At 63.3% G+C, this 23,776-nt stretch carries 34 protein-coding genes and 1 tRNA gene; 29 read left to right on the top strand and 6 right to left on the bottom strand.

Going from position 1 to position 23,776, the window contains the following annotated elements:
- Nucleotides 1–92: 92 nt before the first annotated feature.
- The 4 genes from PG2093B_RS05340 to PG2093B_RS05325 all read right to left on the bottom strand — a co-directional run bounded on the left by PG2093B_RS05340 (nucleotide 93) and on the right by PG2093B_RS05325 (nucleotide 3,152).
- Nucleotides 93–1,127, bottom strand: a complete 1,035-nt coding sequence (locus PG2093B_RS05340) for a hypothetical protein (protein WP_129897605.1) — start codon at nucleotides 1,125–1,127, stop codon at nucleotides 93–95.
- A 165-nt stretch (nucleotides 1,128–1,292) separates the two neighbouring features.
- Nucleotides 1,293–1,766, bottom strand: coding sequence for a hypothetical protein (locus PG2093B_RS05335; RefSeq protein WP_129897604.1), 474 nt, complete (start codon nucleotides 1,764–1,766; stop codon nucleotides 1,293–1,295).
- 223 nt (nucleotides 1,767–1,989) lie between these two features.
- Complete coding sequence (locus PG2093B_RS05330) at nucleotides 1,990–2,646, bottom strand: coiled-coil domain-containing protein (protein ID WP_129897603.1); 657 nt, start codon at nucleotides 2,644–2,646, stop codon at nucleotides 1,990–1,992.
- A 119-nt stretch (nucleotides 2,647–2,765) separates the two neighbouring features.
- On the bottom strand, nucleotides 2,766–3,152 hold the full coding sequence (locus PG2093B_RS05325) for a helix-turn-helix domain-containing protein (protein WP_129897602.1): 387 nt from the start codon (nucleotides 3,150–3,152) through the stop codon (nucleotides 2,766–2,768).
- 94 nt (nucleotides 3,153–3,246) lie between these two features.
- Here PG2093B_RS05325 and PG2093B_RS05320 point away from each other — a divergent pair, with 94 nt between their 5' ends.
- Both PG2093B_RS05320 and PG2093B_RS08975 read left to right on the top strand, forming a co-directional pair.
- Nucleotides 3,247–3,498, top strand: a complete 252-nt coding sequence (locus tag PG2093B_RS05320) for a hypothetical protein (protein WP_129897601.1) — start codon at nucleotides 3,247–3,249, stop codon at nucleotides 3,496–3,498.
- Entirely contained in the window at nucleotides 3,495–3,659 is a 165-nt protein-coding gene (locus PG2093B_RS08975; protein ID WP_165369716.1) for a hypothetical protein, read from the top strand. The genes PG2093B_RS05320 and PG2093B_RS08975 overlap by 4 nt, the downstream gene beginning before the upstream one ends.
- A 159-nt stretch (nucleotides 3,660–3,818) precedes the next feature.
- Here the strand turns inward: PG2093B_RS08975 and PG2093B_RS05315 are convergent, their stop codons facing one another.
- A complete protein-coding gene (locus PG2093B_RS05315; protein WP_129897600.1) occupies nucleotides 3,819–4,070 on the bottom strand; it encodes a hypothetical protein in 252 nt (83 codons plus the stop codon).
- Between the two features lie 96 nt (nucleotides 4,071–4,166).
- Between PG2093B_RS05315 and PG2093B_RS05310 the strand changes: the two genes are divergently transcribed.
- On the top strand, nucleotides 4,167–4,844 hold the full coding sequence (locus tag PG2093B_RS05310) for a hypothetical protein (protein WP_129897599.1): 678 nt from the start codon (nucleotides 4,167–4,169) through the stop codon (nucleotides 4,842–4,844).
- A 113-nt stretch (nucleotides 4,845–4,957) separates the two neighbouring features.
- On the opposite strand, the gene PG2093B_RS05305 is transcribed toward PG2093B_RS05310, so the two are convergent.
- Entirely contained in the window at nucleotides 4,958–5,524 is a 567-nt protein-coding gene (locus PG2093B_RS05305) for a hypothetical protein (RefSeq protein ID WP_129897598.1), read from the bottom strand.
- A gap of 140 nt (nucleotides 5,525–5,664) precedes the next feature.
- On the opposite strand from PG2093B_RS05305, the gene PG2093B_RS05300 reads away from it, so the two are divergent.
- From PG2093B_RS05300 to PG2093B_RS05185, 26 genes are all read left to right on the top strand, one after another.
- A complete protein-coding gene (locus tag PG2093B_RS05300) occupies nucleotides 5,665–6,165 on the top strand; it encodes a hypothetical protein (protein WP_129897597.1) in 501 nt (166 codons plus the stop codon).
- A 118-nt stretch (nucleotides 6,166–6,283) separates the two neighbouring features.
- The gene (locus tag PG2093B_RS05295) at nucleotides 6,284–6,553 is read left to right on the top strand and encodes a hypothetical protein (protein WP_129897596.1); all 270 of its coding nucleotides are present in this window, start codon (nucleotides 6,284–6,286) and stop codon (nucleotides 6,551–6,553) included.
- Nucleotides 6,554–6,679: 126 nt separating this feature from the next.
- Nucleotides 6,680–7,129 (top strand): RusA family crossover junction endodeoxyribonuclease, encoded by a 450-nt coding sequence (locus PG2093B_RS05290; RefSeq protein WP_207214999.1) that lies wholly within the window; start codon nucleotides 6,680–6,682, stop codon nucleotides 7,127–7,129.
- Nucleotides 7,126–8,151 carry a helix-turn-helix domain-containing protein gene (locus PG2093B_RS05285; protein ID WP_129897594.1) on the top strand — a complete coding sequence of 342 codons (1,026 nt, stop codon included), beginning with the start codon at nucleotides 7,126–7,128 and terminating at the stop codon, nucleotides 8,149–8,151. The genes PG2093B_RS05290 and PG2093B_RS05285 overlap by 4 nt, the downstream gene beginning before the upstream one ends.
- A complete protein-coding gene (locus PG2093B_RS05280; protein WP_129897593.1) occupies nucleotides 8,148–8,480 on the top strand; it encodes a hypothetical protein in 333 nt (110 codons plus the stop codon). The genes PG2093B_RS05285 and PG2093B_RS05280 overlap by 4 nt, the downstream gene beginning before the upstream one ends.
- Nucleotides 8,477–8,680, top strand: a complete 204-nt coding sequence (locus PG2093B_RS05275) for a hypothetical protein (RefSeq protein WP_129897592.1) — start codon at nucleotides 8,477–8,479, stop codon at nucleotides 8,678–8,680. The genes PG2093B_RS05280 and PG2093B_RS05275 overlap by 4 nt, the downstream gene beginning before the upstream one ends.
- Nucleotides 8,677–8,895, top strand: coding sequence for a hypothetical protein (locus PG2093B_RS05270; RefSeq protein WP_129897591.1), 219 nt, complete (start codon nucleotides 8,677–8,679; stop codon nucleotides 8,893–8,895). Before PG2093B_RS05275 ends, PG2093B_RS05270 begins: the two co-directional genes overlap by 4 nt.
- 189 nt (nucleotides 8,896–9,084) lie before the next feature.
- Complete coding sequence (locus PG2093B_RS05265; RefSeq protein ID WP_129897590.1) at nucleotides 9,085–9,777, top strand: hypothetical protein; 693 nt, start codon at nucleotides 9,085–9,087, stop codon at nucleotides 9,775–9,777.
- A gap of 270 nt (nucleotides 9,778–10,047) precedes the next feature.
- A complete protein-coding gene (locus PG2093B_RS05260) occupies nucleotides 10,048–10,371 on the top strand; it encodes an HNH endonuclease (RefSeq protein WP_129897589.1) in 324 nt (107 codons plus the stop codon).
- Between the two features lie 142 nt (nucleotides 10,372–10,513).
- Entirely contained in the window at nucleotides 10,514–11,035 is a 522-nt protein-coding gene (locus PG2093B_RS05255; protein WP_129897588.1) for a hypothetical protein, read from the top strand.
- Complete coding sequence (locus tag PG2093B_RS05250; RefSeq protein ID WP_129897587.1) at nucleotides 11,016–12,455, top strand: terminase; 1,440 nt, start codon at nucleotides 11,016–11,018, stop codon at nucleotides 12,453–12,455. Before PG2093B_RS05255 ends, PG2093B_RS05250 begins: the two co-directional genes overlap by 20 nt.
- Complete coding sequence (locus tag PG2093B_RS05245; protein ID WP_129897586.1) at nucleotides 12,452–13,855, top strand: phage portal protein; 1,404 nt, start codon at nucleotides 12,452–12,454, stop codon at nucleotides 13,853–13,855. Before PG2093B_RS05250 ends, PG2093B_RS05245 begins: the two co-directional genes overlap by 4 nt.
- Nucleotides 13,856–13,922: 67 nt before the next feature.
- Nucleotides 13,923–15,242 carry a hypothetical protein gene (locus tag PG2093B_RS05240; protein WP_129897585.1) on the top strand — a complete coding sequence of 440 codons (1,320 nt, stop codon included), beginning with the start codon at nucleotides 13,923–13,925 and terminating at the stop codon, nucleotides 15,240–15,242.
- Nucleotides 15,243–15,304: 62 nt separating this feature from the next.
- A tRNA-Tyr gene (locus PG2093B_RS08970) sits at nucleotides 15,305–15,386 on the top strand.
- A gap of 64 nt (nucleotides 15,387–15,450) precedes the next feature.
- Entirely contained in the window at nucleotides 15,451–16,047 is a 597-nt protein-coding gene (locus PG2093B_RS05235; protein ID WP_165369715.1) for a capsid assembly scaffolding protein Gp46 family protein, read from the top strand.
- 19 nt (nucleotides 16,048–16,066) lie between these two features.
- Nucleotides 16,067–17,029 (top strand): major capsid protein, encoded by a 963-nt coding sequence (locus PG2093B_RS05230; protein ID WP_129897583.1) that lies wholly within the window; start codon nucleotides 16,067–16,069, stop codon nucleotides 17,027–17,029.
- Nucleotides 17,022–17,183, top strand: a complete 162-nt coding sequence (locus PG2093B_RS08965) for a hypothetical protein (protein WP_165369714.1) — start codon at nucleotides 17,022–17,024, stop codon at nucleotides 17,181–17,183. The genes PG2093B_RS05230 and PG2093B_RS08965 overlap by 8 nt, the downstream gene beginning before the upstream one ends.
- Before the next feature lie 12 nt (nucleotides 17,184–17,195).
- Nucleotides 17,196–17,588 carry a Gp19/Gp15/Gp42 family protein gene (locus tag PG2093B_RS05225; RefSeq protein WP_129897582.1) on the top strand — a complete coding sequence of 131 codons (393 nt, stop codon included), beginning with the start codon at nucleotides 17,196–17,198 and terminating at the stop codon, nucleotides 17,586–17,588.
- A 76-nt stretch (nucleotides 17,589–17,664) separates the two neighbouring features.
- Entirely contained in the window at nucleotides 17,665–18,033 is a 369-nt protein-coding gene (locus PG2093B_RS05220) for a hypothetical protein (RefSeq protein ID WP_129897581.1), read from the top strand.
- 11 nt (nucleotides 18,034–18,044) lie between these two features.
- Nucleotides 18,045–18,248, top strand: a complete 204-nt coding sequence (locus PG2093B_RS05215; RefSeq protein WP_165369713.1) for a hypothetical protein — start codon at nucleotides 18,045–18,047, stop codon at nucleotides 18,246–18,248.
- The gene (locus PG2093B_RS05210) at nucleotides 18,245–18,631 is read left to right on the top strand and encodes a hypothetical protein (RefSeq protein WP_129897579.1); all 387 of its coding nucleotides are present in this window, start codon (nucleotides 18,245–18,247) and stop codon (nucleotides 18,629–18,631) included. The genes PG2093B_RS05215 and PG2093B_RS05210 overlap by 4 nt, the downstream gene beginning before the upstream one ends.
- 28 nt (nucleotides 18,632–18,659) lie before the next feature.
- A complete protein-coding gene (locus tag PG2093B_RS05205; RefSeq protein WP_129897578.1) occupies nucleotides 18,660–19,292 on the top strand; it encodes a hypothetical protein in 633 nt (210 codons plus the stop codon).
- Between the two features lie 81 nt (nucleotides 19,293–19,373).
- Nucleotides 19,374–19,724 (top strand): hypothetical protein, encoded by a 351-nt coding sequence (locus PG2093B_RS05200; RefSeq protein ID WP_129897577.1) that lies wholly within the window; start codon nucleotides 19,374–19,376, stop codon nucleotides 19,722–19,724.
- 98 nt (nucleotides 19,725–19,822) lie between these two features.
- Complete coding sequence (locus tag PG2093B_RS05195) at nucleotides 19,823–20,068, top strand: hypothetical protein (protein WP_129897576.1); 246 nt, start codon at nucleotides 19,823–19,825, stop codon at nucleotides 20,066–20,068.
- A gap of 16 nt (nucleotides 20,069–20,084) precedes the next feature.
- Entirely contained in the window at nucleotides 20,085–23,048 is a 2,964-nt protein-coding gene (locus tag PG2093B_RS05190; RefSeq protein WP_129897575.1) for a tape measure protein, read from the top strand.
- On the top strand, nucleotides 23,045–23,776 hold the full coding sequence (locus PG2093B_RS05185; protein ID WP_129897574.1) for a hypothetical protein: 732 nt from the start codon (nucleotides 23,045–23,047) through the stop codon (nucleotides 23,774–23,776). The genes PG2093B_RS05190 and PG2093B_RS05185 overlap by 4 nt, the downstream gene beginning before the upstream one ends.

The raw sequence follows: 23,776 nt of genomic DNA, 5'->3' as shown, positions 1-23,776 counted from the left end.
GATCATCCCGCACGCGCTCGCAATATGCTTCGATCTTCGAACATGTGGGGATTAAATTGTGATGTCATAATACACAAGACATTTTCTCAAGTTCAGATATCCAAATCGAATTGTGGTTGGATTGGGTGAACCGACCCTTTGGAAGAAATGATTCTCTTGACCACCAGCACTCTCCTTGAGACCACTTTCGTGTCTCCATCCTGAAGGCATTTCCTCACCTCGGTTTGCGCTTGCAACATGTCCCCGGGATGATACACGTAATTGCCGTCATGGAACTCGTTGAGAAAGACAGTGTCGGCGATGAACCACCAGTTTGTGCCGTCATCGCCGGTCAGCCTCCACTTTTGGGAATTCATCTGAATGGTGTCTATCTTCAGGAGGCGCTCGCCGACCTCCGGCGGTAATTCGGCCTGTTCCATTACGGCCTTGCTCATTGCCGATGAGACTTCGGCGTTGATGTCCACCATATCATCTGGATGCTTGCCATGCGAGAACACGACGTCGCCATATCCATGTTCCGTGGCCGGTTTCGCTGCATCGCCCAAAGCGTGGGCAAGTTTGCCATCGCATGAAGCCTCGTACGTGTGACGCTTCACCCGCAATTTGGCTTTCCCGATTTTGAGTTCGACATCGGTGTCCGTCTCTTTGACCACCTCGTGGGGCAGTGGCGACACCGCTCCAGATTCTTGGAAACGCCTCTTGAAGATTTTCAGAATGGTGAGAATCCCATCCGCGACATTTGAAATGTTTGCGACGTTGTCCCAGCCCATCCCGGTTCCGATGCTTACGGCGGCGCCGACCAGAAGATGTAGTGTGACAATGAACGAGCCAGGTTCAGTGGAAGTCACCCGTATCTGCAGATCCGAGTCGGGGCAGCAGAGCGCCTTATACCTATCCACTGCGTCAGCTACGCCAAGCAACGAAGGGGCAAAAGTGCGTAACTCAATCGAATGATTCTCGACGGCACGCCCGGTGTAACGAATCTTTAGCTCGGAAACCTCGTCCCCGTTGCTTTGACGCTTCCTCAACCTGAACATATCATCCGAGTCTAATTCATGACCATCCTTGGCTTGCATCGCCAGATCCCCGTTCCTCGATGACGCTTTGCGCTTCTCGAGACCGCTCATGATACATTTCCTTTGCTTTGGATAGCATTGTGACAATAGGATGAAATCCTGCGCCCACAGAGTTGAGCTCATTGCTCACTACTTCCAACGCAGCCGGCCGTTGGTGGGCATACAGCAGGGGAGCGAGGAAGTCATACGCAACCCCGCTCGCATCGACACTGATCGTCACTGACGCTTCATACGCACCGTAACCGTGGTACCCATCGCGGTCGCGTCGAACGAAAGCTCGTCACTCGACGCCGTGTAATGGAACTCCTTCGCGTCATCCTGGCTGGCCAGCAGGGCGCTCGCCATCTTCTCCGTGTCGCCCTTGCTGGTCCACGACCAATCGCCGGGCGCGGTCGGCGCCTCGTACGAGCCGGTCCAATACAGGGACGTCGAATCCGGCTGCACCCAGTTCACGGTGATCGTGCCTCCCGCGATCTCGGCGTCCATGCGCATGCTCTCGCTGTTCGCGTTCGTCTGCGTCCACTTGCCGTCCAAGTCCGCCGGCTTCTCCACCGGCGTGGACGATTCCTGCGACTTCTGCGGCTCCTTGCCCGTCGACGACGCCTGACCGCCATCAGACCCACAGGCCGCGAACGTCGCGCACAACGCAACTACACACGCCACGGCTCCCAAAAACTTCAACTGCTTCATGATTTCCCTTTCTCTATTACCCCCGCCAAGACGGGTCTACAAAGGCGCCCCCGACTACCTGCGCCATGATCCTTTCCGCACCCTTATGGGCACGAAGCCGGAGCCGCACTCAGACGACACCGGAAAACCATTCCTTCTCCAGGGCCCACCGCAGCCTCGGTACGGTTACGGCAGGCCCCGGAGGCCAACACCGATTGCTGTTATCCGCGCTCTCGGGCGGTGCTCACCGCTTCCAGCGCAACCGGCCGTCGGCGGCGACACGACAGGTGAGGGTGGCGCCTCCGCGATCGGAGATTCCCGTGGCGCCCTCGGAGGAGCAGAATGCGCCGCCATGCACGGTGCCCACGTTCTGCGTGGCCTGCTGCTGCGGTGCCTGAGGTACGGCCTGTTGCGTGGCCTCATTGGTCTGGACCTGTTGGACCTGCTGCGACTGCTGCTCCTGCTCGGCCTGACGTTGCGCCGCCTGCAGCTCTTCCGCACGCTTTTTCTTCTCTTCCTCACGGCTGGCGATGCTCTTCTCGCGCTCGTCGAGCTGCGACTGGCGCTCATCCTGGGACTTCTGCTGCTCCTCGAGCTTCTTCTTCTGCTCGTCGAGTTCCTTGGACCTCTTGTCCAACTCGTCGGATTGGTCCTCCAAGTCGGAGAGCTTCTCCTCTGTGTCCTTGAGCTGCTTCTCCAACTCGTCGAGACGCTCCTCCGAGGTCTTCACCTTCGCCTGCTCACTCGACAACTGCCGCTGCAGGTCCTGGTACTCCGACGACTTCGTAGGATCCGACCCCGAACCGCCGATGCCGACGCCAAGGAAGAACACGAGCACACCCACGACCCACTTGACCCACGGACGATGCTTCTTCTCCGGCGTAGGGTTCACCCCGCTCATGATGTTCTCCTTCTCTCAATCTTCTCTGGTTCTCTACGACGCCCCAAACAACCTGCGCCTTATGTTCCCGCCACCCTTATGAATGCCGGGCCGGCACCGCAACAATGCGGCGCCAAAAACTATTCTTTCTCCTCGCTCACCGCATCCTCAGCACGAATGCGATCAGCCCACGCATCGATATCGATACCGTTATCCGCGTCCGCGAGCGCCGCATTCGCATCATCGGCAGGGGCGGTATCGACGTCGGTGGTAGATAGATCTGGTACATTCCCTCGTTCCGCGCGTTCAATTAGCTTCTCTGCCGAGTCCATGATTTCGTGTGGATATAGTCCGAAAACTGGAGCAAGCTTCGCGATTTGAAGCACATTGATGTCGCGCTCGCCCTTGAGAACTCGAATCAATGTGCGCTCGGGTATATCCGCTTGCGCAGATAGTTCCTTGATCGTCAGGTGAGCTGCGGACCTCTCCGCAGATAGCACCCTCGATATTGCCTCATTGATGTCCATGTGGGCATTATAGGCATAAATTCTCAGAATCAGACTGCCCGAATGGGCGGCGTGTCGTCTTGACTGTGCCCAAACGGGCAGTAGAATGACGGTTATGGACATCACGAAGTATGTAAAGGCAGTGGCTCGGATAGTCAATGATGAGCTCGCCTGTGAAAACATAGCGGTCGCGAACGCTGCGCAGAAAAGCGGGATTCCACGCACGACGCTCATGCGGCGACTCGAGCATCCCGACCTGTATCCGTTCACTATCGCTGAGCTCGCACAGATCTCTGACGTGCTCACAATCAATCTTTCCGCCATCATCCAACGTGCTGAGGCGCTCGCGTCCAAGGAAGGGGAGTGATCGAGATGCGGTTACCACGTTTCATCGTCCTGTCGCTGACCTGCGGCGCGACGCTCGTATGCCTGGGTGTGGCGGCGCTCGCCGTCATGGCCGGTGTGACGACATGGAAGGAGCTTGATCATGTCGATGCGCTCACAGCTAGGGAAGGAGGGGCGAAATGACCGTGAAACAACTCAAACGCATGTGGCTTGCCGGCATCAGGATGCTCGGATACGGCATGGCTGTCGCGTTCGCGGGAGCCGCGTTGGCCTCCATCGTCACAACGATCGTGAAGGCCAACGACGACTACCGCACCGACATGATGTTCGAGGACCTGCCCGTCAGTGCGCACGGAAGGGTAGCGGCTGCGGCTTCTGCTCGTCCATGTACCAGTATGCGAGCTGTGCGGGATTGACCATCACATCCACCGGGTCGCTTCCGTCGCAGTTGAAGCTGGCATGGACGAGATGAATCCCGCCGGATTTCGCCGCGGTGCGCAGTTTCTCCGGGAGATGCTCGTCCTTGTCCTCCTGCCGGATATAGAGGAGCTTCTCCTCGCCTCTGGGAAGGCCCAAATGCAACACATCCATCATTTCAATACTTCCTTTCCCGCCTTGCGGCGGCTAGTTGTTACTGCACCCTTCAGCCTACCGATGGCGGGAAAGGACCCAACCTTCAAGGAGCCCCAGATGAGCGCCCAACATGACAACGCCGACACCAGCCGGTGCCCGGTGTGCGAGACGGCAGTTGGACACCTCGATGCCGCGGCCGCGGACCATGCGCACGCGTGGCTGCGATACCGCGAAGCATCGGACGAGTACTTCGCTGATCTGGCCTCCGGCGCCATCAGCCTGGGCTCGCAGGCGTGCGAGCGACGTTGGAACGAGGTCCACCAGTTGTGGCTCAAGACCAGGACCATTTACACCGTGTGGATCGACGCCCAACGCACAGCCGCCCACACCATCAGCGGGCACAGCCAACACCTCCAAGAGGCCGCCGGCGAGGTCCGGGAACCGGCTGCACCGTTGGCCGAGACGGAGGAGATGCGCACGGTCGTCACGGACACCGGCGCCGCGACCGCCAGCGCGCATGGCGATCTCGACGGGGACGGGGAGCCCTTGTACCTGTGCGGCGGGTTCCTCAACGCGCACGCCGGCCGCCATGCCACGGTCGAACGGCACGAGACCGAGGAGGACGACGTGCTCAGGGACGCCGTGCGCGCCATCGAACACGGCGAGACGACCCGGATCCGCGCATGGGGGTTCGGCAACCGCCAGGGCCGGCGTACCGCGTTGCGCGAACTACGCGAACTGCTCGACGACATGATCGCCAGCATCGACGCCGACACGGAAGAAGGCGCGCGATGACCATCCTCCATGCAACGACATGCGGCGCCGATCATGATGGGCGGGAGGCCGCGCTCATGGCTCGCATCGAATGTGTCATGCAGGCCATACGGCAGGAGACCGCGCTGATCGGCTCATTGCTCAAGCCGCCGGACCGTGTCGTCGAGCCTGTCGACGGCGGACTGCAACGCCATGATACGGCCCGCGTGGTCGGTGAGTGCGCGCGTGTCCGTCTGGACCGCATCACCCAGCTGCGCGATCGCCTCCACATCGGTGTTGACGGCCTTGTAGACGGCGAGGACCGCATCACCGTTGCGTATGACGGCCTGACCGTTGCGTATGACCGCATCCGCGAGCATCTGCACCGCCTGTCCCAACTGTTGTGTCGCCTCGCGGACCTCTTCCAACGCCTGGGCGTGCTGCACCGCCAACGACTCCAATTGCCCGAGGCGTTCCTCTGGAGCCAGCTCGCCATGCTCATGCGGCTCAACGCCGGCAACATCCGCGCCATCGCCATCCGCGGCCGCGGGGACCCCGTGCTCACCGCCCTGATCCTTGGACACGGGTTTCTTCTTGAACATGGCCTTGACCTTCTCCGCTATGGACAACGCCTGCTGGAGCGTCGACAACCCCTTCGACACATGGTCCATGCCCTCGCTCACGGACTGCATCAACTGATTCGGATCGATTCCATCGAACATGATTCTTCTCCTATACGTGGCGCCGCGACTGGTACTCGCGGCGATGACACCAGTGTAGGAGAACCGTCGGGCGGCCCCTTCTCCGCCGCCCGACACCACCACCCAGTTCACACGCCCACGAGCGGGAAAGGAGCAAGACCATGACCGCCGTACTCGACTCGCCACGCATCGTGCACGTGGGGGAGGAATGGGACGCGCTCGCGGACGAACTGCTGCCGCTCATGTCACCCAACGCGGTCGCGAGGGTGCTGGGCACGAAGACCGGCACGCTCGGCTGCCAACGGTCCCTGGGCACGGGCCCGTGGTTCGTGAAGGTCGGCAAATCGATCTTCTACCCCAAGGAATGCGTGCTCGAATGGCACTACCGCCAATCCGGCAGCCGCCAGCACGCGGACCCGGTGTTCACCGCGCTCAAGGCCGCGCTCAAACCACGCAACCGCCCACGCGAACTCAAGGTCCTGTGCGGCATCAGCGCGGACGTGCTCGCCACGTGGCGCAAGGACCCCGACCACCCCCTGCACCCCATCAAGGACGCCAACCATTGGGAATACTCCAAGGAACGCGTCCTGGAGTTCTTCGCCGCGAACCTGCACCGCAGCACCGGCGAATACGCGAACGCCGCGCAGGAAGGGGAGGGGTGATGGGCCACGGCCGACACCAACCTCGCGTACAGCGGGGACAAAAGGAAACGGGCCCGCCCCACACCAAAGGGAACGGACCCGTCGACCACCGAAAACAACACTGGTCGCGTCGTCATCAATGGAACCGAACAATCCCGATGATACGACGCGCACCGAACAAGAAAGGACCATCATCATGCGCCGTATCATCACGACCCTGCTCGCCACCATCCTGTCCATAACCGCAGCTGCCTGCTTCCTGCTCGTGGGCATCGAGGACACCGGCCTGACCCCGGGCCAGACGCTCCTGGTCGGGGCCGCGGCGCTCGCCTTCGGCGCGCTTGCCGTCCTCGTCCATGACGACGCGCATGGCGCCGACAGGGCGGGTCGGGGCGAACCCATGGCATGAGCCATGACGGATCGTATGGGGGCTGACCGGATAAGGCCGGCAGGCGTCGTATACGCAGATTTCGTGACGTGGTGGCCACCGCAACACCGGTGGCCACCACGTCCGCACACAGAAAGGAAGGGGACCGTGGACGATATGACATTCACCGTGGCTGGGATCCCGGCCACCAAGGGCAGCTACCGGATCGTCGGCGGCCGCAAGCACGGGCGCCTGGTCGCCGACAACGAGCGTGAACTGCCATGGCGCAGCGCCGTGGCCAATACGATACGCCGCCAATGGTGGCAGGAGCATCCCAACGAACGCCTGCCTCGCAGGAAGGACGCGTGCGAGATTGACGCGGTGTGGAGCCTGCTGCGCCCACGCACCATACGCCGCACCCACCCGGCGGTCAAACCGGATCTCGACAAACTCGCCCGCGCCCTGTTCGACGCGGTCACCGACAGCGGCCTGATCTTCGACGACGGACGCATCGTGCACGCCACACTCACCAAGACCTATTGCACGTCCATGCGCGAACAGGGCGTGCGCTTCATCCACTGGCTCGACGACGAGCCACACCGAAGGGAGGAGCCATGAGCTCCCTGCTCGTGGGCCACACGGTCCAGAAAGTCGACACCGGCGGCGACGTGCTCGCCAAACTCGTCCTGCTCATCCTCGCCGACTACGCCAACTCCGAGGGCAAGGCATGGCCCTCGCTCGACACCTTGGCCAAACAGACCGGGCGCAGCCTGGCCAGCGTCAAACGCGCCCGCGCCAAACTCGTCGACCTCGGCCTGATCGAGATCAGCGACGACCAGGGCTACACCCTCAAATACCGCGGCGACCAACGCCCCAAGGTGTACGACATCCTGCCCATGGTCGACATGCCCGAACGCCCCGCCCGACCCGCCAAAAAGCCCGCCGAGCACGTTCCCCCAGAGAGAAACCAGGACTCCACAGACGACAGCTCACCAGTGAGCCCCCGTTCAGACAGCGACGGCTCACCCATGAACGCCACGACGGCTCACCCATGCACCGAACGACGGCTCACCCATGAGCCCCAAACCGTAAGAGTAAATAATAAATTATTTACAAACCGTCAGTCTGAACCGACGCGCGCGAGCGCGCACCGACCGACCGACAAGCAGGGAACAGCTGACCCGGGCCACGAACCCACACCCGGATCGACGCCCAACCGCGAACCGGCCAACGGGCCCATGGACGGAATCGACCTGTGGAGCCCGAACCTCGAAACACGGGCGCTCGCCGACGAACTGCACGCCGACGTGGATTCCGAGGCCAACCGGTTCCGCATGCGCGTGCACGAGTCGGGCAACACGCCCCACGACCCCGACGCCGCGTTCCGCAAATGGCTGCGCCAAGGAGCCCGCCGCGGGATCCTGGTCAAACGCCAACCGCCCCGCCCTTGTGACCGGCGGCCCGACCCCACGCTCACCCGCCACACCCACCGGTGGGACTGCGAACACGTGCTCGAGCTCATGGGCCCGCACGAAGCCGACTACGACCACACCTCCAGCGGGTTCGGCGACACCAGCGAATGGGCGCTCGCATGCCAGGCCGCCGCGGCCGAACTCAACCGGCAGGAGGCGAGCGCATGAGCAACCGTCCCATCATCCACCCCGGCAAACAGGTCGGCCACCTGCTCGTCATCGCACCCTGGCATGACGGCAGCGGCATCGGCCGGTGGGAATGCGAGTGCGCCTGCGGCCGCCACGTCATCAAACGCAACGACGTGCTCCTGACCGCGATCAGACGAGGCCAGACCGCCGGCTGCGGACGCGGCTGCACCATGCGCAAAGGCAACCGCCACAGCCACGGCCGGCGCAGCACCGACACCGGTGAGCACTTCGACTGGGGCGCGTGGATCGCCAACCACCACGAGCTCATCGACCGCTACCGTACCACCACACGAAAGGGCCACGCATGACACGACCGGAACCCACCGCAAACGCCCGATTCGCCGAGATCATCGACCACGAGATCGACCGCATCATGGACCAGGCACTCGCCGACCGACACGACCAGCGCACCGCCACCCGCCACACCATGGCCGCCTACCACACCGGCCAACTCGTGGCCCTCGCCGCACTGCGGGCCAAAATCACCGGAAAGGAACCCACCACATGAACCAACCACCCAGAACGCCGACCATCATCCCTACGGGGCCGCTGCTCGACGAACTGACACGCCGACGCGACCTCGCCCGCACCACGGCCAAGCGCGCGCAACGCAGCCAACACGACGTGCCGCACACCGTCACCATCGCCGACGCCTACGACCTGCAGGCACAGACCCTCACCGACATCATCGACTGGATCCGACACCGATGCGCGACACGATGACCGCGCTCGCCATCATCCTGGCGACCGTCCTGATCGGCTGGCTCGGCGGCCGACACGAATAGAACACATGTTCGAATACAATTGAAGAGAGACCAACCGGCAAAAGAAAAAGCCCCCTCGGCCCCCACCGGGAACCTCAAGGACTGTTTCGCTCGCAGTGAACACTCTAGCAGAAGGGACCCAAGGCCAATGACGACCACGCCGAACGCACACGACATCCACACAGCCATCCACCGCATCAAAGGCAAACTGCCGCTGCTGCGCCTGATCGCCTCGAAGAAGATCCGCATCCGACGCCAACCGGCCCAAGGAGCCACGACCGCACCCACACCGGTCAACCTCGCCGCACTCGACCTGCTCGACCAACTGCACACCCTCGCCCGCATGCTTACCCGCGCCGCCAACATCCTGCCCCACACCGGCCCCATCACCGACCTGTACGAGAACCTCGACGACGACCACGCATGCCACGCGCTCGCCAACCGGTGCGACACCACGCACATCATGCGCCTGCTCGACCAGGCATGGACGCGCATATGCCGCCTGTCGGAACCCGACACCGCGCACCGCTATGTCGGCGTGTGCCCATGGTGCGGGTACGCGGTATGGATCCCCGAACGCCACACCGGCGACTGGGTGTGCGACATGTGCCGCCGCCCCGTGCCGCTCGACCAGGTCATGGCCGCCCACGAACTGCGGCTGCTCACCTCCGGCGTGGTCGGCACCGCCGCCGAACTCGCCACGCTCCTGCGCTCATGCGGCTACGACGCACGCCGCAAGACCATCTGCGAATGGCGTCGCCGCGGCAGGATCGCCCCGGTGGCCGAAAGCGAGCAAGGGCCCGTCTACGCGCTCGCCGACGTGATTAGGAAGCTGGTGTGAACCAAGGTTGACACTCTGGACTGTGGACGCTATCATGTCTAATATTGCGCTACGCGTGTAAGCACAGGCGCATGAACACCCTCCCGGTCCGTGATGGCTTGGGAGGGTGTTCGCATATCAGGCCCATGGCCCGGTGCATCAGATGACCCCCGCCCCCTGTTCCGCAACCCACGGCGGACCAACCCATTGAGGGGTGCCCGCTACAGCCGGCCACCCACACCGGCATGCGCCGGGCCACGAGCCACCACACTTGAGCACAGGAGCGCACCCATGGGCACCAACCCACGCAACCGCAACGGCGCCCGCCGCCGCCAGCTGCGCGCCCGTGTGCTCGCCGCATACGACACGTGCGCGATCTGCGGACAGCCAGTCGACAAAAACCTGCGCACACCGCACCCGTTGAGCCCGGAGGTCGACGAGATCACACCCGTGTCACGAGGCGGCGACCCATTGAGCTGGGACAATGTGCGCTTGACGCACCGACGCTGCAACCGGCTCAAAAGCAACAAGAGCGACGAGTACGCGCGAGCACATCTCGCAGGCGCGCCACAACCGAAAGCGACATCACTGCCACTCGCCACAAGCGGTTGGTAGACGCCGGCAACCAGCCGAAGGCACCTGGGGAGGATACCCCGGGTGGCCCGGTTTGGGCACCCTCAGGTGCAGGGCCATTCTCCCCCCGGAACACTCCGTTTCGTCGGAATCCGACGAAACCCGACGAAAGGCGGCCGGCACAATGAAATGCTGCATCTGCAACACGGAGATCACCTCACCATGGTCGGGGCGCAAACCCAAGTACTGCTCGAAACGATGCCGGGACAAGGCCTACTACCTGCGCAAGAAAATGGGCGCCAAAGCGGAATCGCCCTGCCCGCGCAGGAAGAAGCCCGCACCGGCACCGCCTGCGCCACATGACGAGAAGCCACTGGTCGACGGCGACGGGGGAGACCGGTTCGAATACACCGGACGCGACATCTCCTCCAACCGGCGCCACACATGGGACGCGGCCGCGTTGGAACGCGATCTCGACGAACCGATCGAAACGACCCTGCGCCGCAGCAAGGCCAAACTGCAACAGGTCATCGACGACCCGGATACCCCGCCCGGTGCGATCTCCAGTCTGACCAAGATGCTGATCGAAGTGAGCGAGAAACTCGAAGCGGCCAAGAAGGACCAGCCATCGGGACTCGACCTGCTCGCCGCCGAACCGGCCACACACACCGAGAGCGAGGAACGCCATGGAGCGCAGATTATCTGAACTCGCCCTGCACTTCCACGCGCCCACCGGCTCCATTGCCACCAGCGACTTCGACGCCATAAACCACGTCGCCCGCAAGGCGGGCATCGGCTACGACCTATGGCAACAGGGACTGCTCACCCTCCTGTTCGCCCGCGGGCACGACGGCCGCTACCTATGTGGGGAAAGCGGACTGACCCTCAGCTCATGCCGCCAGATTGGCAAAACCTACACACTGGGCACCGGCATGTTCATCCAATGCCTGCTCAAAACCGGCCTCACCGTCATCTGGACCGCGCACCACAGCCGCACCAGCGACCAGACCTTCAACGACCTCGCCGACCTCGCCGGCGGCCGCACCAGCGTGTTCCACCCCTACATCTCCCGCATCAGGCGCGCGAACGGCCAACAGGAGATCAGGTTCGCCAACAACAGCGCGATCCTGTTCGGAGCCCGCGAACACGGCTTCGGCCGTGGCCTGCACGGCGCGGACATGGAAGTGTTCGACGAGGCGCAGATCCTCACCGTGCGCGCCCTGGACAACCTCATCCCCGTCATGAACACCGCACCCGACCCTCTCGCCGTCTTCCTTGGCAACCCCCCGAAACCCGGTGATCCGTGCGAGGTGTTCGCCGACAAACGGCGAGCCGCGCTCGCCGGCCGTGACGGGACCGCCTACATCGAACTGTCCGCCGACCCGGACTGCGACAGCGACGACCACAGCCAATGGGCGCAGGCCAACCCCAGCTACCCGCACCGCACCAGCGAACAGGCCATCAGCAGACTGCGCAACACACTCTCCGAGGACTCCTTCCGCCGTGAGGCGCTCGGCATCTGGGACAAGACCGACACCACCCATGCGATCGACCCGCAGCAATGGGCGGATAGTGCGGTGGCCGAACGCCACGGGGGAGGGGCCACCAGCTTCGCCGTGGACATGCCCCCGGACCGCAGCTCGCTCGCCATCGGCGCATGCATGCGCTACCCGGACAAGACGGCCCACATCGAACTCGCCGAATACCGGGACACGGGCCAGCATGGCATCGCATGGGCCGTCGAATGGCTCGCCAGCCGCTGGCCCACCACGTGCAGCATCGTCATCGACGCCCAGTCGCCGGCCACCGTGCTCGTGCCCGACCTCAAGTCCCGTGGCGTGCGCGTCACGCTGACCAGCGCCACCGACATGGGCCAGGCATGCGGCCGGTTCGCCGACATGCTGCGCGACGGGCACCTGCGCCACCTGCAAGGCCAGGAAGCGCTCGACATCGCCGTCAGCGGGGCGACCACCCGAAACATCGGGCAGGCCGGCGCGTTCGGCTGGAACAAACGCACCGCCGACGTGGACATCAGCCCGCTCGTCGCCGTCACGCTCGCCCTGCACGGGGCGTGCACCACACACCGCAACCCGCTCGAGACCAGAAGGGTGATACGACTGCCATGAGCTTGACCTTCCCCAACACGATCAGCGGACTGGATTCCAGTGAACAGAAGCTCTACCGCACGCTGTTGCGGCGCCTGACCGCCAAACGCAAGCGCAACCGGCTGCGCCGCGCCTACATGGACGGTCGCAACGAACTGCACGACATCGGCTACGCCCTGCCGCCAGTTGCCGCCGATATCGACATCGTCGTCGGATGGCCCGCCAAGGCGGTCGAAGGCCTGTCCAACCGAGTGGTCATGGACGGGTTGCAATCCGAGTCCGGCGACGACCTGACCGACCAGGTGCAGTCCATCATGGACGTCAATGACCTGATGGCCGTCGCCGACAGCGTGCACAGCGACGCGCTCGTGCACTCCTGCAGTTTCGTGGCCGTCCTCGAGGGCGACACGGATCTGGGAGAGCCGGCCGTGATCGTCCAGGAGTTCACCGCGGACGTGGCCACCGGCATATGGGACAAGCGGCGCCACCGGCTTGAAAGCGCGCTCCTGTTCGACGTGTCCGACGATTACAGGCACATCAACTGCGCGTACCTGATGCGCTACGGCATGACCATCACCATCGAACACGACCGCACCGGCTGGCATGTCGCCGACCGGTACGAGGACGACGCAGAACGCATCCCATGCGAACTGTTCGCCTACAAGCCCGATGAACGACGCCCGTTCGGACGCAGCCGCATCGACCGCACCGTCATGAGTCTGACCGATTCCGCCGTGCGCACGTTCCTGCGCAGCGAGTTGCAGGCCGAACTCTACTCGGTGCCGCCCCGATACATCCTGGGTGCGAGCGAGGAGATGTTCACCGACGAGAACGGAAATCCGATCCCACGCTGGCGGCTCATGCTCGATCAGATGCTCATCCTGCCACGCGACTCCGCATCCGGCGAGGTGCCTCAGGTCGGCCAGTTCACGCAATACAGCTTTGAACCCCACAGTGCGCAGTTGAGGCAGACCGCGACGATGTTCGCGTCGGCAACGAGCCTGCCGCCGGACGCGATGGGCGTGCTCACCGACAACCCCAGTTCGGCCGAGGCGATCGACAAGGCCACCAAGGAACTGTGCCTGCTCGCCGAGAAATGCCACCGGTGGTTCGGCAACCCATGGCGCCACATCATCGCCCGCGCCCAACAGGCCGCCGGCGACGGCGACGTGCAGGCCGTGCGTCCCCAATGGCGCAACCCGTCGACCCCGTCCCGGGCCGCGGCCGCCGACGCCGCGGTCAAACTCGTACAGGCCAACATCCTGCCGGCCGACAGCGAGGTAACGTACGACATGCTCGATTTGAGCGACGAGCAACGCAGGATCCTGCGGTACGAACGCCGGGAACGCAAGGCGCAGGAGGCGCTCGACGCGATGGGCCAGCAACTGCGCGAAACCCCTGCCACGCAATCCGGAAAGTGACATGAAAGTCGAGTGACAGCATAAATGAGGGGGCGAAATGACGGCATCGTATCCGAAACCCCCGAAAATGAGCACGGAACAAGCGGAAAAGCTCATCGACCAAAGCTACGTGAACTACCGCCGTCAGATCGAAGACCTGCAACGCAAGGCCCAATGGGACCTCAAGGCCGTGTGGGGAGACGAGTTCCATTGGCCCACCGACCAGGACCGTGTGGAGGAGGCACGGCGAATCATCCAACGATACGGGGACATGGGAGCCCAGGTGGCGCAGGACTACTACACGCAGGTACGCACCGCCACATCCGCGGCGTACGACATCGACCTGCCCCCATATGAGGCTCCCCGCTACCCGTCGCGCGACGACCTGATCTGGCAGTTGTCGGGCGGCACGAACAACACCGACGTGCCCGGCCTGCACCTAAGAGACGTGATCCCGGACGCGGACGGCAACGTGCACAACAAAGCCGGCATTCGCATCGACGACCTATGGCCGTCAACAGGCAACATCGACGACTACCTCGACTACATATCCAAGTGGATTCAATCAGCGGGGCGCATGCATGTCCAGAACAACATCCGCATGGACCCGACCCAACCACGATGGGCACGCATACCCAAAGGCGAGACCTGCGAATTCTGCTTGATGCTCGCATCGCGCGGCTTCGACTACCTCACCGAGGAAACCGCCTCCCTGGGCGGATCCTTCCACAACGGCGCATGCGACTGCGCCGTCGTGCCCAGCTGGGTCGAATCCAAGATCAGCGGCTACAACCCCTACCTGCTCGAACAACGGTGGCGAGCCTGCGCCGACACCGTGGCACGACTCACCACGGAAAAGGAATACGACAAATACGTGCAGGCGTTCACCCCGGACAAACGCCATCCCGAACCGTTCTCATACAGCCGTTGGAAAAGGAATCTGGAACTATCGGAAGCCCGGCAGAGGTCGAAACAATGGCTCAATGGGGGTGACCCACCCGTAGTGACCTATCTGAAATCCCGGGAGAGAATCGAGAAAGTCGAGCCGAGGGATCTATTTGCAATTGACATACTGCAAGCCAACGGCTTCATCCTTACCACTCTTGAGGAAGACGCCCCTGAAGGACACTCGAACATCGATTTGAAAATAGGAAGCCAATTCTGGGAAATCAAGAGCCCTACCGCAGATGGCAAAAGAGTCGTGGAAAATAGCCTGAGAACAGCCAAGAAACAATTCAAAAAGGCGTGGCCGAGCCCGGTTGCGGATTGCAGGGTGGTGTTCAACGGCAAGGATGTGCACCTCGATGATGATTGGCTGTCCGCCGAGTTGGCGAGACAAGCGCGCCTGCATGGTCTTGCAGGGGTTATCCAAATCAAAAAGGACGGCAATGTCCTAAGAATCGAATGAGGTGACACCCTTACTCCTATTCAGGATCCACGCATCACCTCAATTCCATTATACCCACAACCGGTGGATTGCCGCAGTAGCCGACCGGACCCGACCGTACATCGGGCGCTGTATGCCGCGCAGGTGCGAATCCTGCATCCACCACGTATCCGCGGACCCCGCACGCCGCGTCGCTAACCGTGCGCACCACACAGCAAAGGAAACAGCAATGCCGAAACTGTACAACCCCGACCTCTGGCAGCAGCCCAGCCCACGCCCGTACCGCACCATCGCCAGCGACGGCGAAGGCGGCTCGTCCGACACCGAACCGAAGGATCAGCCACAGCAGGAGCCAAACGGCGAACACTCCGGCGACAGTACGGACGCGTCCAAGGAGTTCAGCCATGCGCTCGCCAAACGCGTCGCCGAGATCGAGAAGAAGTACGAGGCCAAGCTCAAGGACTACGAGCAGCTCAAGGAAAAGGCCGCAGCCTACGACGAGCAGCAGGAGTCGGGCAAGTCCGACATAGACAAGCTCAACGAGCGGTTCGCCGCGATTGAGGCGGAACGCGACAAGCTCGCCGCCGAGAAGCAGCGGCATGAGCTCGTCTCCCGCGTCGCCAAAGAGACAGGCATGCCTGCGGACGTGCTCGCCATGCTCTCCGCGGACGACGAGGAGGGGCTGAAAGCGGCGGCCGAGACGCTCAAGGAGCAGTTCGGCAAGACGGGACGCAGGGGAGCTCCACCGGCGGGGCATACCGACGGGCGTATGCCCAAGGATGACCGCCACGGCATGGACCTGCTGCGCGACGCCTACAACAACTGACTGACGAAAGGAGGCCATCATGGCCATCACATTGACGGAGGCGGCGAAACTGTCGACCACCGACCTGCAGAAGGGCGTCCTCGAGACGTTCGTGCAGACATCCCCGGTCCTCGACCGCATCCCGATGCTCGAGATCGAGGGCAACGCCTACGCATACAATTCCGAGGCCACCCTGCCGGGTGTGGAATTCAGGGCGGTCAACGGATCCTATTCCGAATCCACTGGCACCGTCAACCAGAAGAGCGAGACGCTCGCGATATTGGGTGGCGATGCGGATGTGGACCGCTTCATCCAGCAGACTCGCTCCAACCTCAATGATCAGCGGGCCACCCAGACCGCGATGAAGGTCAAGGCGATCTCGTACAAGTTCCAGGACACGTTCATCAACGGCGACTCGTCCACTGACGCGAACAGCTTCGACGGGTTGAAGAAGCGCCTGACAGGCAACCAGGTCATCGACGCCGCCACGAACGGCCTGCCCGTCGTGGGCAGTTCGAACGCGGACATCCACACGTTCCTCGACAAGCTCGACGAACTGCTCGCCGCAGTGCCCGGCATCAACGGCACGAACGGCGCGATCTACGCGAACGCGAAAATCATCCGCAAGATCGCGTCCGCACTGCGCCATGTGGGTCTGGACACGGTGCTCATGGAGGACATCACCGGTAAACGCGCCATCCAGTGGAACGGCATCCCGATCCTCGACTTGGGCACGACCGCCGCGGCCACGCCCGTCGACATCCTGCCATTGACCGAGACGCAGGGCACTGCCACAGCCTCGTCCTCCATCTACGCCGTCAAGTTCGGCGCGGACGAGGGCGACCAGGCCGTCACCGGCCTGACCAACGGCGGCGTGCAGGTCGAGGACCTCGGCCAGTTGCAGAGCAAACCCGCCTACCGCACGCGCATCGAGTTCTACTGCGGCATGGCCGTGTTCGGTGGCAAGGCCGCCGCACGCCTGAAGGGAGTGCTCAATGGCTAGGAAAACCACCGCAGACCCCGAGCCGGAAACCCCCGGGGAGACACTGGCCGGGCGCATCGAGGTGTTCGACGTGGACTGCCCGGACGGCATCCGCCGCCGGGTGACCCGCAACATCGACACCGGCGAACAGACGGTCGAGCCCGTCGGCGAATAAGGGAGGGCGGCCATGGCACCGGATACGGAACCGTTCGCGTCGGTGGACGAACTCGAAGCCGGGTGGCACCCGCTGCTCGACTCCGAACGGGGCAGGGCCGGCGTGCTGCTGGCCCGTGCCACACGCCTGATCCGCGCGCAATGCCCCGGCTGGCATGCGGCGGAACAGGCGAATCCTGGCGTCTGCGCCGACGTGTGCTGCGCCATGGTGCAGCGTGCCATGGCCTCGCCGGGCGTCGACGTGCCGGACGGTGTCAGGCAGATGAGCCAGACGACCGGCTCGTTCCAGGACACGTACACGTTTGACAACCCCAGCGGCAACCTCTATCTGCGTGACGAGGAACGGCGCGCGCTCAACCCAAGGCGTGGGCGCGCGTTCACCCTCACCTACGAACATACCAAATAATGAGATTTGCTAGTTCGGGAAAAGTTGCTAGCACATTGACAAACCGGCGTGACTACGCTACACGATTCGGGGAGGTTTGCGTGTGATTCCAATGGATTACGAGACCGTCACGGTCTCCCGGAGCCGCGTGACCATGATGGACGGACACCGGCACGCCGAACCGCCTGAGCCGGTCGGCGCGATCGGCGTGCTCGTAGCGCCTGTTACGAGGGAACGCCAGATGGAGACCGGGCGGGTCACGCTGGTCTCCGGCTATGACCTGTACCGGCGCGGTCACGCCGTGCTCGACATCCGTGAGGGCGACCTCATCGATGTGCGCGGCGAGACGATGACCGTCACCGAAGCCCCCATGCAATGGCGGCGCGGTGAACGTGTCATCGGCTGGCAATGGCACTGCGAACGAGGGGAAGACCAATGGGTAGATTCTGCCGCAAATTCACACTGAACCGCGCCAACGTGCAGAAGCAGCTCCTGCACAACACGCAACTGCTCGACAACGTGCAGGAACAGGTCGAGGGCATGGCCGAAGTGCACCCCAGCATCAAGGTATGGCGCAACGACGACCGGGACCGCGGCTCCGTGGTTGCGACCATCCCGATGGAGGTCGAGGACGCGCACCGCGGCCTGATGAGCGATATCCTGGGCAAGGTGCGCATATGAGCATGCGACTGCTCACGGCCGACCCCTCAGCCATTGTGATCGCCACCATCCAGTCCGCGCTCGATGGCGTGCCGGTGGGTTACGACATGCCACCGGGCAACCGGAAACTGTTCCTGACCCTCGGAGCCGGGGCGCAGCCCACGGCGGCCACCCAACGGTGGACCCTCACCATCAGCGCCTACAGCCACGATGACGCCGGCGTCACCGACCACACGGACGCGCAACAACTGTGGAGGCTGGCCGCGCAGGCCATGCTCGACCACCGGCTCGACTGGCCGTTGTGCGACGTGGCGGTCCAGTCGGGTCCCATGGACAACCACGACGCCAACCTCGGCGTCGACTACGTGTACGGCGCACTCCTGCTCACCGTCGCCTGTATCTAACTCAACCTACAACCAGAAGGAGGCCAGCATGGCCACATCCACCACACCGTCCAAAGCGGCGGCCCAGACATCCGTGACGGACACGGACTTCGTCAAATCCGGCAACGACGCCAGCTTCGTGCGCCTGATCAAGGAAGCGGCGGTCTTCCGCTACGACGTGGGAGACACCACCATAGGGGAGCTCAAAGCGGATTGGAGGCCGGCCGAGGGGAAACTCCCGTTCGGCTATTTCAGCGAGGACGGCATCACGGTGCACCCCGAATCCGGTGACTCCAACGACTTCGCCGCCCACAACGGCGACAACGTGGTCTCCATGGCCAGCGGCGGATACTGGACCTTCGCGTTCGCCGCGCTCGAATCCAAGAAAGAGGTCCTCGAAACGTACTTCGACGCCACCGTGGCCGCGGACGGGTCCCTGACCGTGACGGGAACCGACGTCACCAAATACGCCCAGTACGTGATCGCCGGACTCACCCAGGCCGGCAACCTCATCATCGTGCATCTGCCCAAGGCGCAGGTCAACGAACGTGAGGACTTCCAGTGGAACATCTCCAACCTGCTCAACTACGGCATGACCCTGCGCACCTACAAGGGCGGCACGGACGCGCCGTACATGTGGAAGGCATGGGGCATGGCCGAAGACGTCACACCTGCCGCCTGACCCAAACCCATCTCCACCAGGGCCCGCCGCCGCATGCACGGCGGGCCCCTCACACCCACACACCGACGACAAGGAACAGCCATGAGCGAGACCATCACCATCACACCCACCGCGGTATCCGCCGACGCCGACGCGGACGCACGCCCGGTCAAGATCCAATACGGCCACATCAAGATGCAGCTGCCCCGATTGGACGACTCGGCCCAACTGCCCATCGAACTGCTCACCTCGGGCCTGTCCGTCGTCGCCCGAGGATGGGACAACCTCACCCAGGACGAACAGATCGGCGTGCTCGCCGTCTTCCTCGCCTACCTGCAGCGCGAATACCCATTGCTCGGCCGCGAACTCGACAAAAGCGGCGACAAGATCGCCGACCTCGGCGCCATCATCAACGCATGGGGCACATACGGGGACACCGACCCAAAAGCCTGACCCTCATATGGTTCTGGTGCAACCATAGGGCCACCCTCCAATACGACTGGCTCCACGCATGGCACAGCCTCTACGACCCGGAAACACTACCGCTGTACGTGGCATGGGCCATGTTCCGGGAGATCCTCAAGGACCATGCCAGCCACTGCCACGCCACACTCGCGAACTGGGCATGGATCCCCGACTCGGCCGACCGCATCCTCTACGCATTCAGCCACTCAACGACCTCGGCCCGCAAACCGGACTGGCAACAACCCACCGACGCCACCGGCCACGCCATGGACCCCAAACCACACGACCCACAGGCACGCCACACGCTCAACCAGCGCCTCGGCATCGACTGAACAACGGAGGTGACCCATGGCAGAGGAACTGGGAACCGGCTACATCATCATCAGCCCCAGCACCAAAGGCCTGGGCAAAGCCATCGAAGGGCAGATCGACCAGTCCACCGCCGCCGGCGTACGCAAATCCGGGCGCACCATCGTCAGCAACCTCGGCACGGCATTCAAAAAAGTAGGCCAGGTCGGTCTCGGCGCCATCACGGCCGTCGGCGGCGGCCTGGCCGCATTGGCCGCCAAAGGCGGCTTCGACCGTGCGCTCAACATCGAACGCGCCCAGACCAAACTCAAGGCCCTCGGCCACGACACCAAGAGCGTCGACGGCATCATGAGCAACGCGCTCGCTTCCGTCAAGGGCACGGCGTTCGGACTCGGTGACGCGGCCAGCGCCGCCGCCGGCCTGATCGCGTCAGGTATTAAGCAGGGCGACGAGCTGACCACAGTTCTCACCACCATCGGCGACGTCGCGCAGATCTCGGGACGTGAGCTCACCGATATCGGTTTGATCTTCCAGAAGGTCGCCGCCTCCGGGAAACTGCAGGGCGACGAGCTGATGCAGCTCATGGAATCCGGCATCCCAGTCCTGCAGTACCTCGCCGATCATTACAAGGTGACTGCGGCCGAAGCGCGAGAAATGGTGACGGAAGGCGAGGTCAGCTTCGCCGAGTTCGAAGCCGCCATGCGCGAGCATATCGGTGGGGCGGCCAAATCCGCAGGCGAATCCTTCGACGGCATGCTCTCCAACCTCAAGGCCGCGTTCAGCCGTGCCGGCGAGAAGTTCGCCACCCCGCTCATCGGGGCCTTGACCGAATTGGGCAACAAGGCCATCCCCGTGGTCGACCAGCTCGCCAACGGAATCGGCGCTCTCGCCGACAAGTTCGGACAGCATTTGGCATGGGCCGTCGACATGGCCGGCCAATGGCTCGACACGTTCAGCGGCAAACTGGATTCCGGACAGACAAGCGTCACGGGCATGCTGCACCAACTGGGATTGCTCGCCGGGGGATTCGGCGCCCTGACCCTGGTCGGTGGCAACGTCGACGGCATCCTCGGCGTGTTCGACCAGTTGGGCGGTGCCATCGAAAGCGGTGGCAAGACCATCGGCCGTGGGGCGTCCGGCATGGTGTCCGGCATCAAGAAGGTGTTCGATGGCGCCAAAGGCGCCGCCAAGGACGGGTGGGCCGCCATCCAGCTGGTCGTCGAAGGACTGGACCTCAAAAAGACCGCGACCACCAAGCTCGCCGGCCTCGCGTTCGCCTTCGAGAACAATCCCGTGGTCATCGCAGTATCCACGGTCGCCGGGGCCATCAAGGACAAGGCTGGGCGTCTGTCTGGCGCGGTGGGTGGCGCGCTCGGCAAAGCGGTCAACTGGGCGAAATCGGGGTTGTCCAATATCGCGGCGGCGTTCGGAAACAATCCCGTCATCGCATCCATAGGCGGGTTCTTCCAGAAGGTCGGCGGCAAGATCAGTGGATCGTTGCATGTCGTGACCGATGTGTTCGGCACATGGGCCAGCGGCATCGGGTCGAAGCTCGGTTCCGGGTTCCAGACCGTGTTCGGCAAGGTCGGCTCGCTCGTCGTCGGATTCTTCAAACCCGGCAATTTCATGAAGTTCATCGGCATCGGCGGCATCATCGCCGCATTGCTCGCCGGCCTTGGCTCGCTCGACACCGCGATGCTCGGCCAGATCCAGTCGATGATCGACAAGGCGGCGTCGGAAGGACCGGCGCTGATCTCAAAATTCGCGCAATCCATCACCTCCCGGCTGCCGCAGCTGATCGAGACCGGCGGCCAGATGGTGCGGCAGATCATCGACGCGGTCACGCTCAACCTGCCGGGCCTGGTCTCCCTGGGCGCGAGCATCGTCTTCCAACTGTTGCAGGGTCTTGGACAGCAACTGCCCACGCTCATACCGTCCGCGGTGCAGATGGTCAGCACACTGCTCCAGGCCCTCATCACCCAGATGCCGCACATCCTGCAGGGCGGCATGCAACTGCTGCAAGGCCTCGTGACCGGCATCATCAATGCGCTGCCCACGCTCATCGAGATGATCCCCACCCTGATCACCACGTTCATCAACGGTGTGATCACGAGCCTGCCGATGATATTGGAGACGGGCACGCAACTGCTCACCGCGTTGGTCAACGGCATCGTGGCATGCATCCCGCAGCTCGTGGCGATGCTCCCGCAGATCATCGAGACCACCGTGTCCACGCTGCTCAACAACCTGCCGGCGATCCTCGAAGCGGGCATGCAACTGCTCATGGCGTTGATCAACGGACTGGTGCAGGCGATCCCGCAGCTCATCGCGATGCTCCCGCAGATCATCGCATCGATCGTGAACACATTGGCCAACAACATGCCCGCCATCATCGATGCGGGCGTGCAGATCCTCATCGCCCTCATCACCGGCCTGATCCAGGCGATCCCGCAACTCATCGGCGCGATCCCGCAGATCATCGGCGCCGTCAAGGACGCGTTCGGCAATGTGGACTGGGGGTCGATCGGCATGAATATCATCACCGGCATCAAGGACGGTTTGGTGGGCGCGGCCGGCCAACTGTGGGACGCGGCGAAGAACGTGGCCAAGAACGCGTGGGACGGCGTGAAGACCTTTTTGGGCATCAATTCCCCGTCCCGCCTTTTCCGCGACACCGTCGGCAAACAGATCGCCGCGGGCATGGTGGTCGGTATGCAGCGAAGCGAGGGCGACGTGGCGGCCGCCGGCATGGGCCTGGCCAAGGCGTCCCTGCCGAACATGGACGCCATCCTCGATCAGGCCGCATCCACCATGGCATACGGCATGCGCAAACAGACAGACCAGACGTATGCGCGCAACGGGTCGGCCAAATCCGGGACGACATCCTATGGCGGGGACACCAACAACCGCACATACAACATCTACGCGAACGACCCCGACCTCGTGGTCGCCAAGATCGACGCGCGCGAGACACGGGCCAGGGCCGGATGGGGAGGTGAATGATGCGCATCACCCTCACCGGGACGGACGACACGATCGTCATGGACGGCGACGGCAGCCTCGACCACGACCTGACCATCCTCAAGGACGGCGTCACCGGCTGGTATTCCACGCCGGCCGTCCGCGAGGCCGGTCTGGACCGTCCCCAACAGGACGGATGCTACTGGCCGTCGCGCCTGACCCAACCCGGGCGCACCGTCAGCATCCACGTGCTCGAACACGCCATCTCCAGCGTGCAGGCTGCGCTCATGAGCCAACGCCTGTGCGCGCTCATGGGCCACGCACTGACCCTGACCGTCGAGGACCAGCTCGGCACACGCACCTGCACATGCTGGCTCGCCGACGACCCGGCCGCCGGCATGCTCGTCACCCAGACCGCGTTCGAATGCACCCTCGTGCTCTACTGCCCCGACCCCTACAAATACGGCGAATGGCTGTGGCAGTCCCCGCAATCCGGGCGGCTCCACCTCGCCAACCTCGGTACCGCGCCCACGTGGATCCGGTTCCGTGCCGCATCGCATATCACGACGTTGTATGCCGTGTGGGGCGATGCGGAGATCGAGTGGGAGGGCGACACTAGCGAACTCCTGCTGGACACGCGTGACATGATTCCTTCCGCCGGGCAGGTCATTGCGGACTGGGCGCTGCCCGTCCAACCCGGTAAAACCCTGCTCACGATCCAGACCGACTGTTCGACGCTCGACGTCGGGATCCGCCCCGCTTGGAGGTGA

It is taken from the genome of Bifidobacterium pseudolongum subsp. globosum, from assembly GCF_004155535.1.
GTDB lineage: Bacteria > Actinomycetota > Actinomycetes > Actinomycetales > Bifidobacteriaceae > Bifidobacterium > Bifidobacterium pseudolongum_C.
This window is presented reverse-complemented; position numbering and strand designations above follow the sequence as displayed.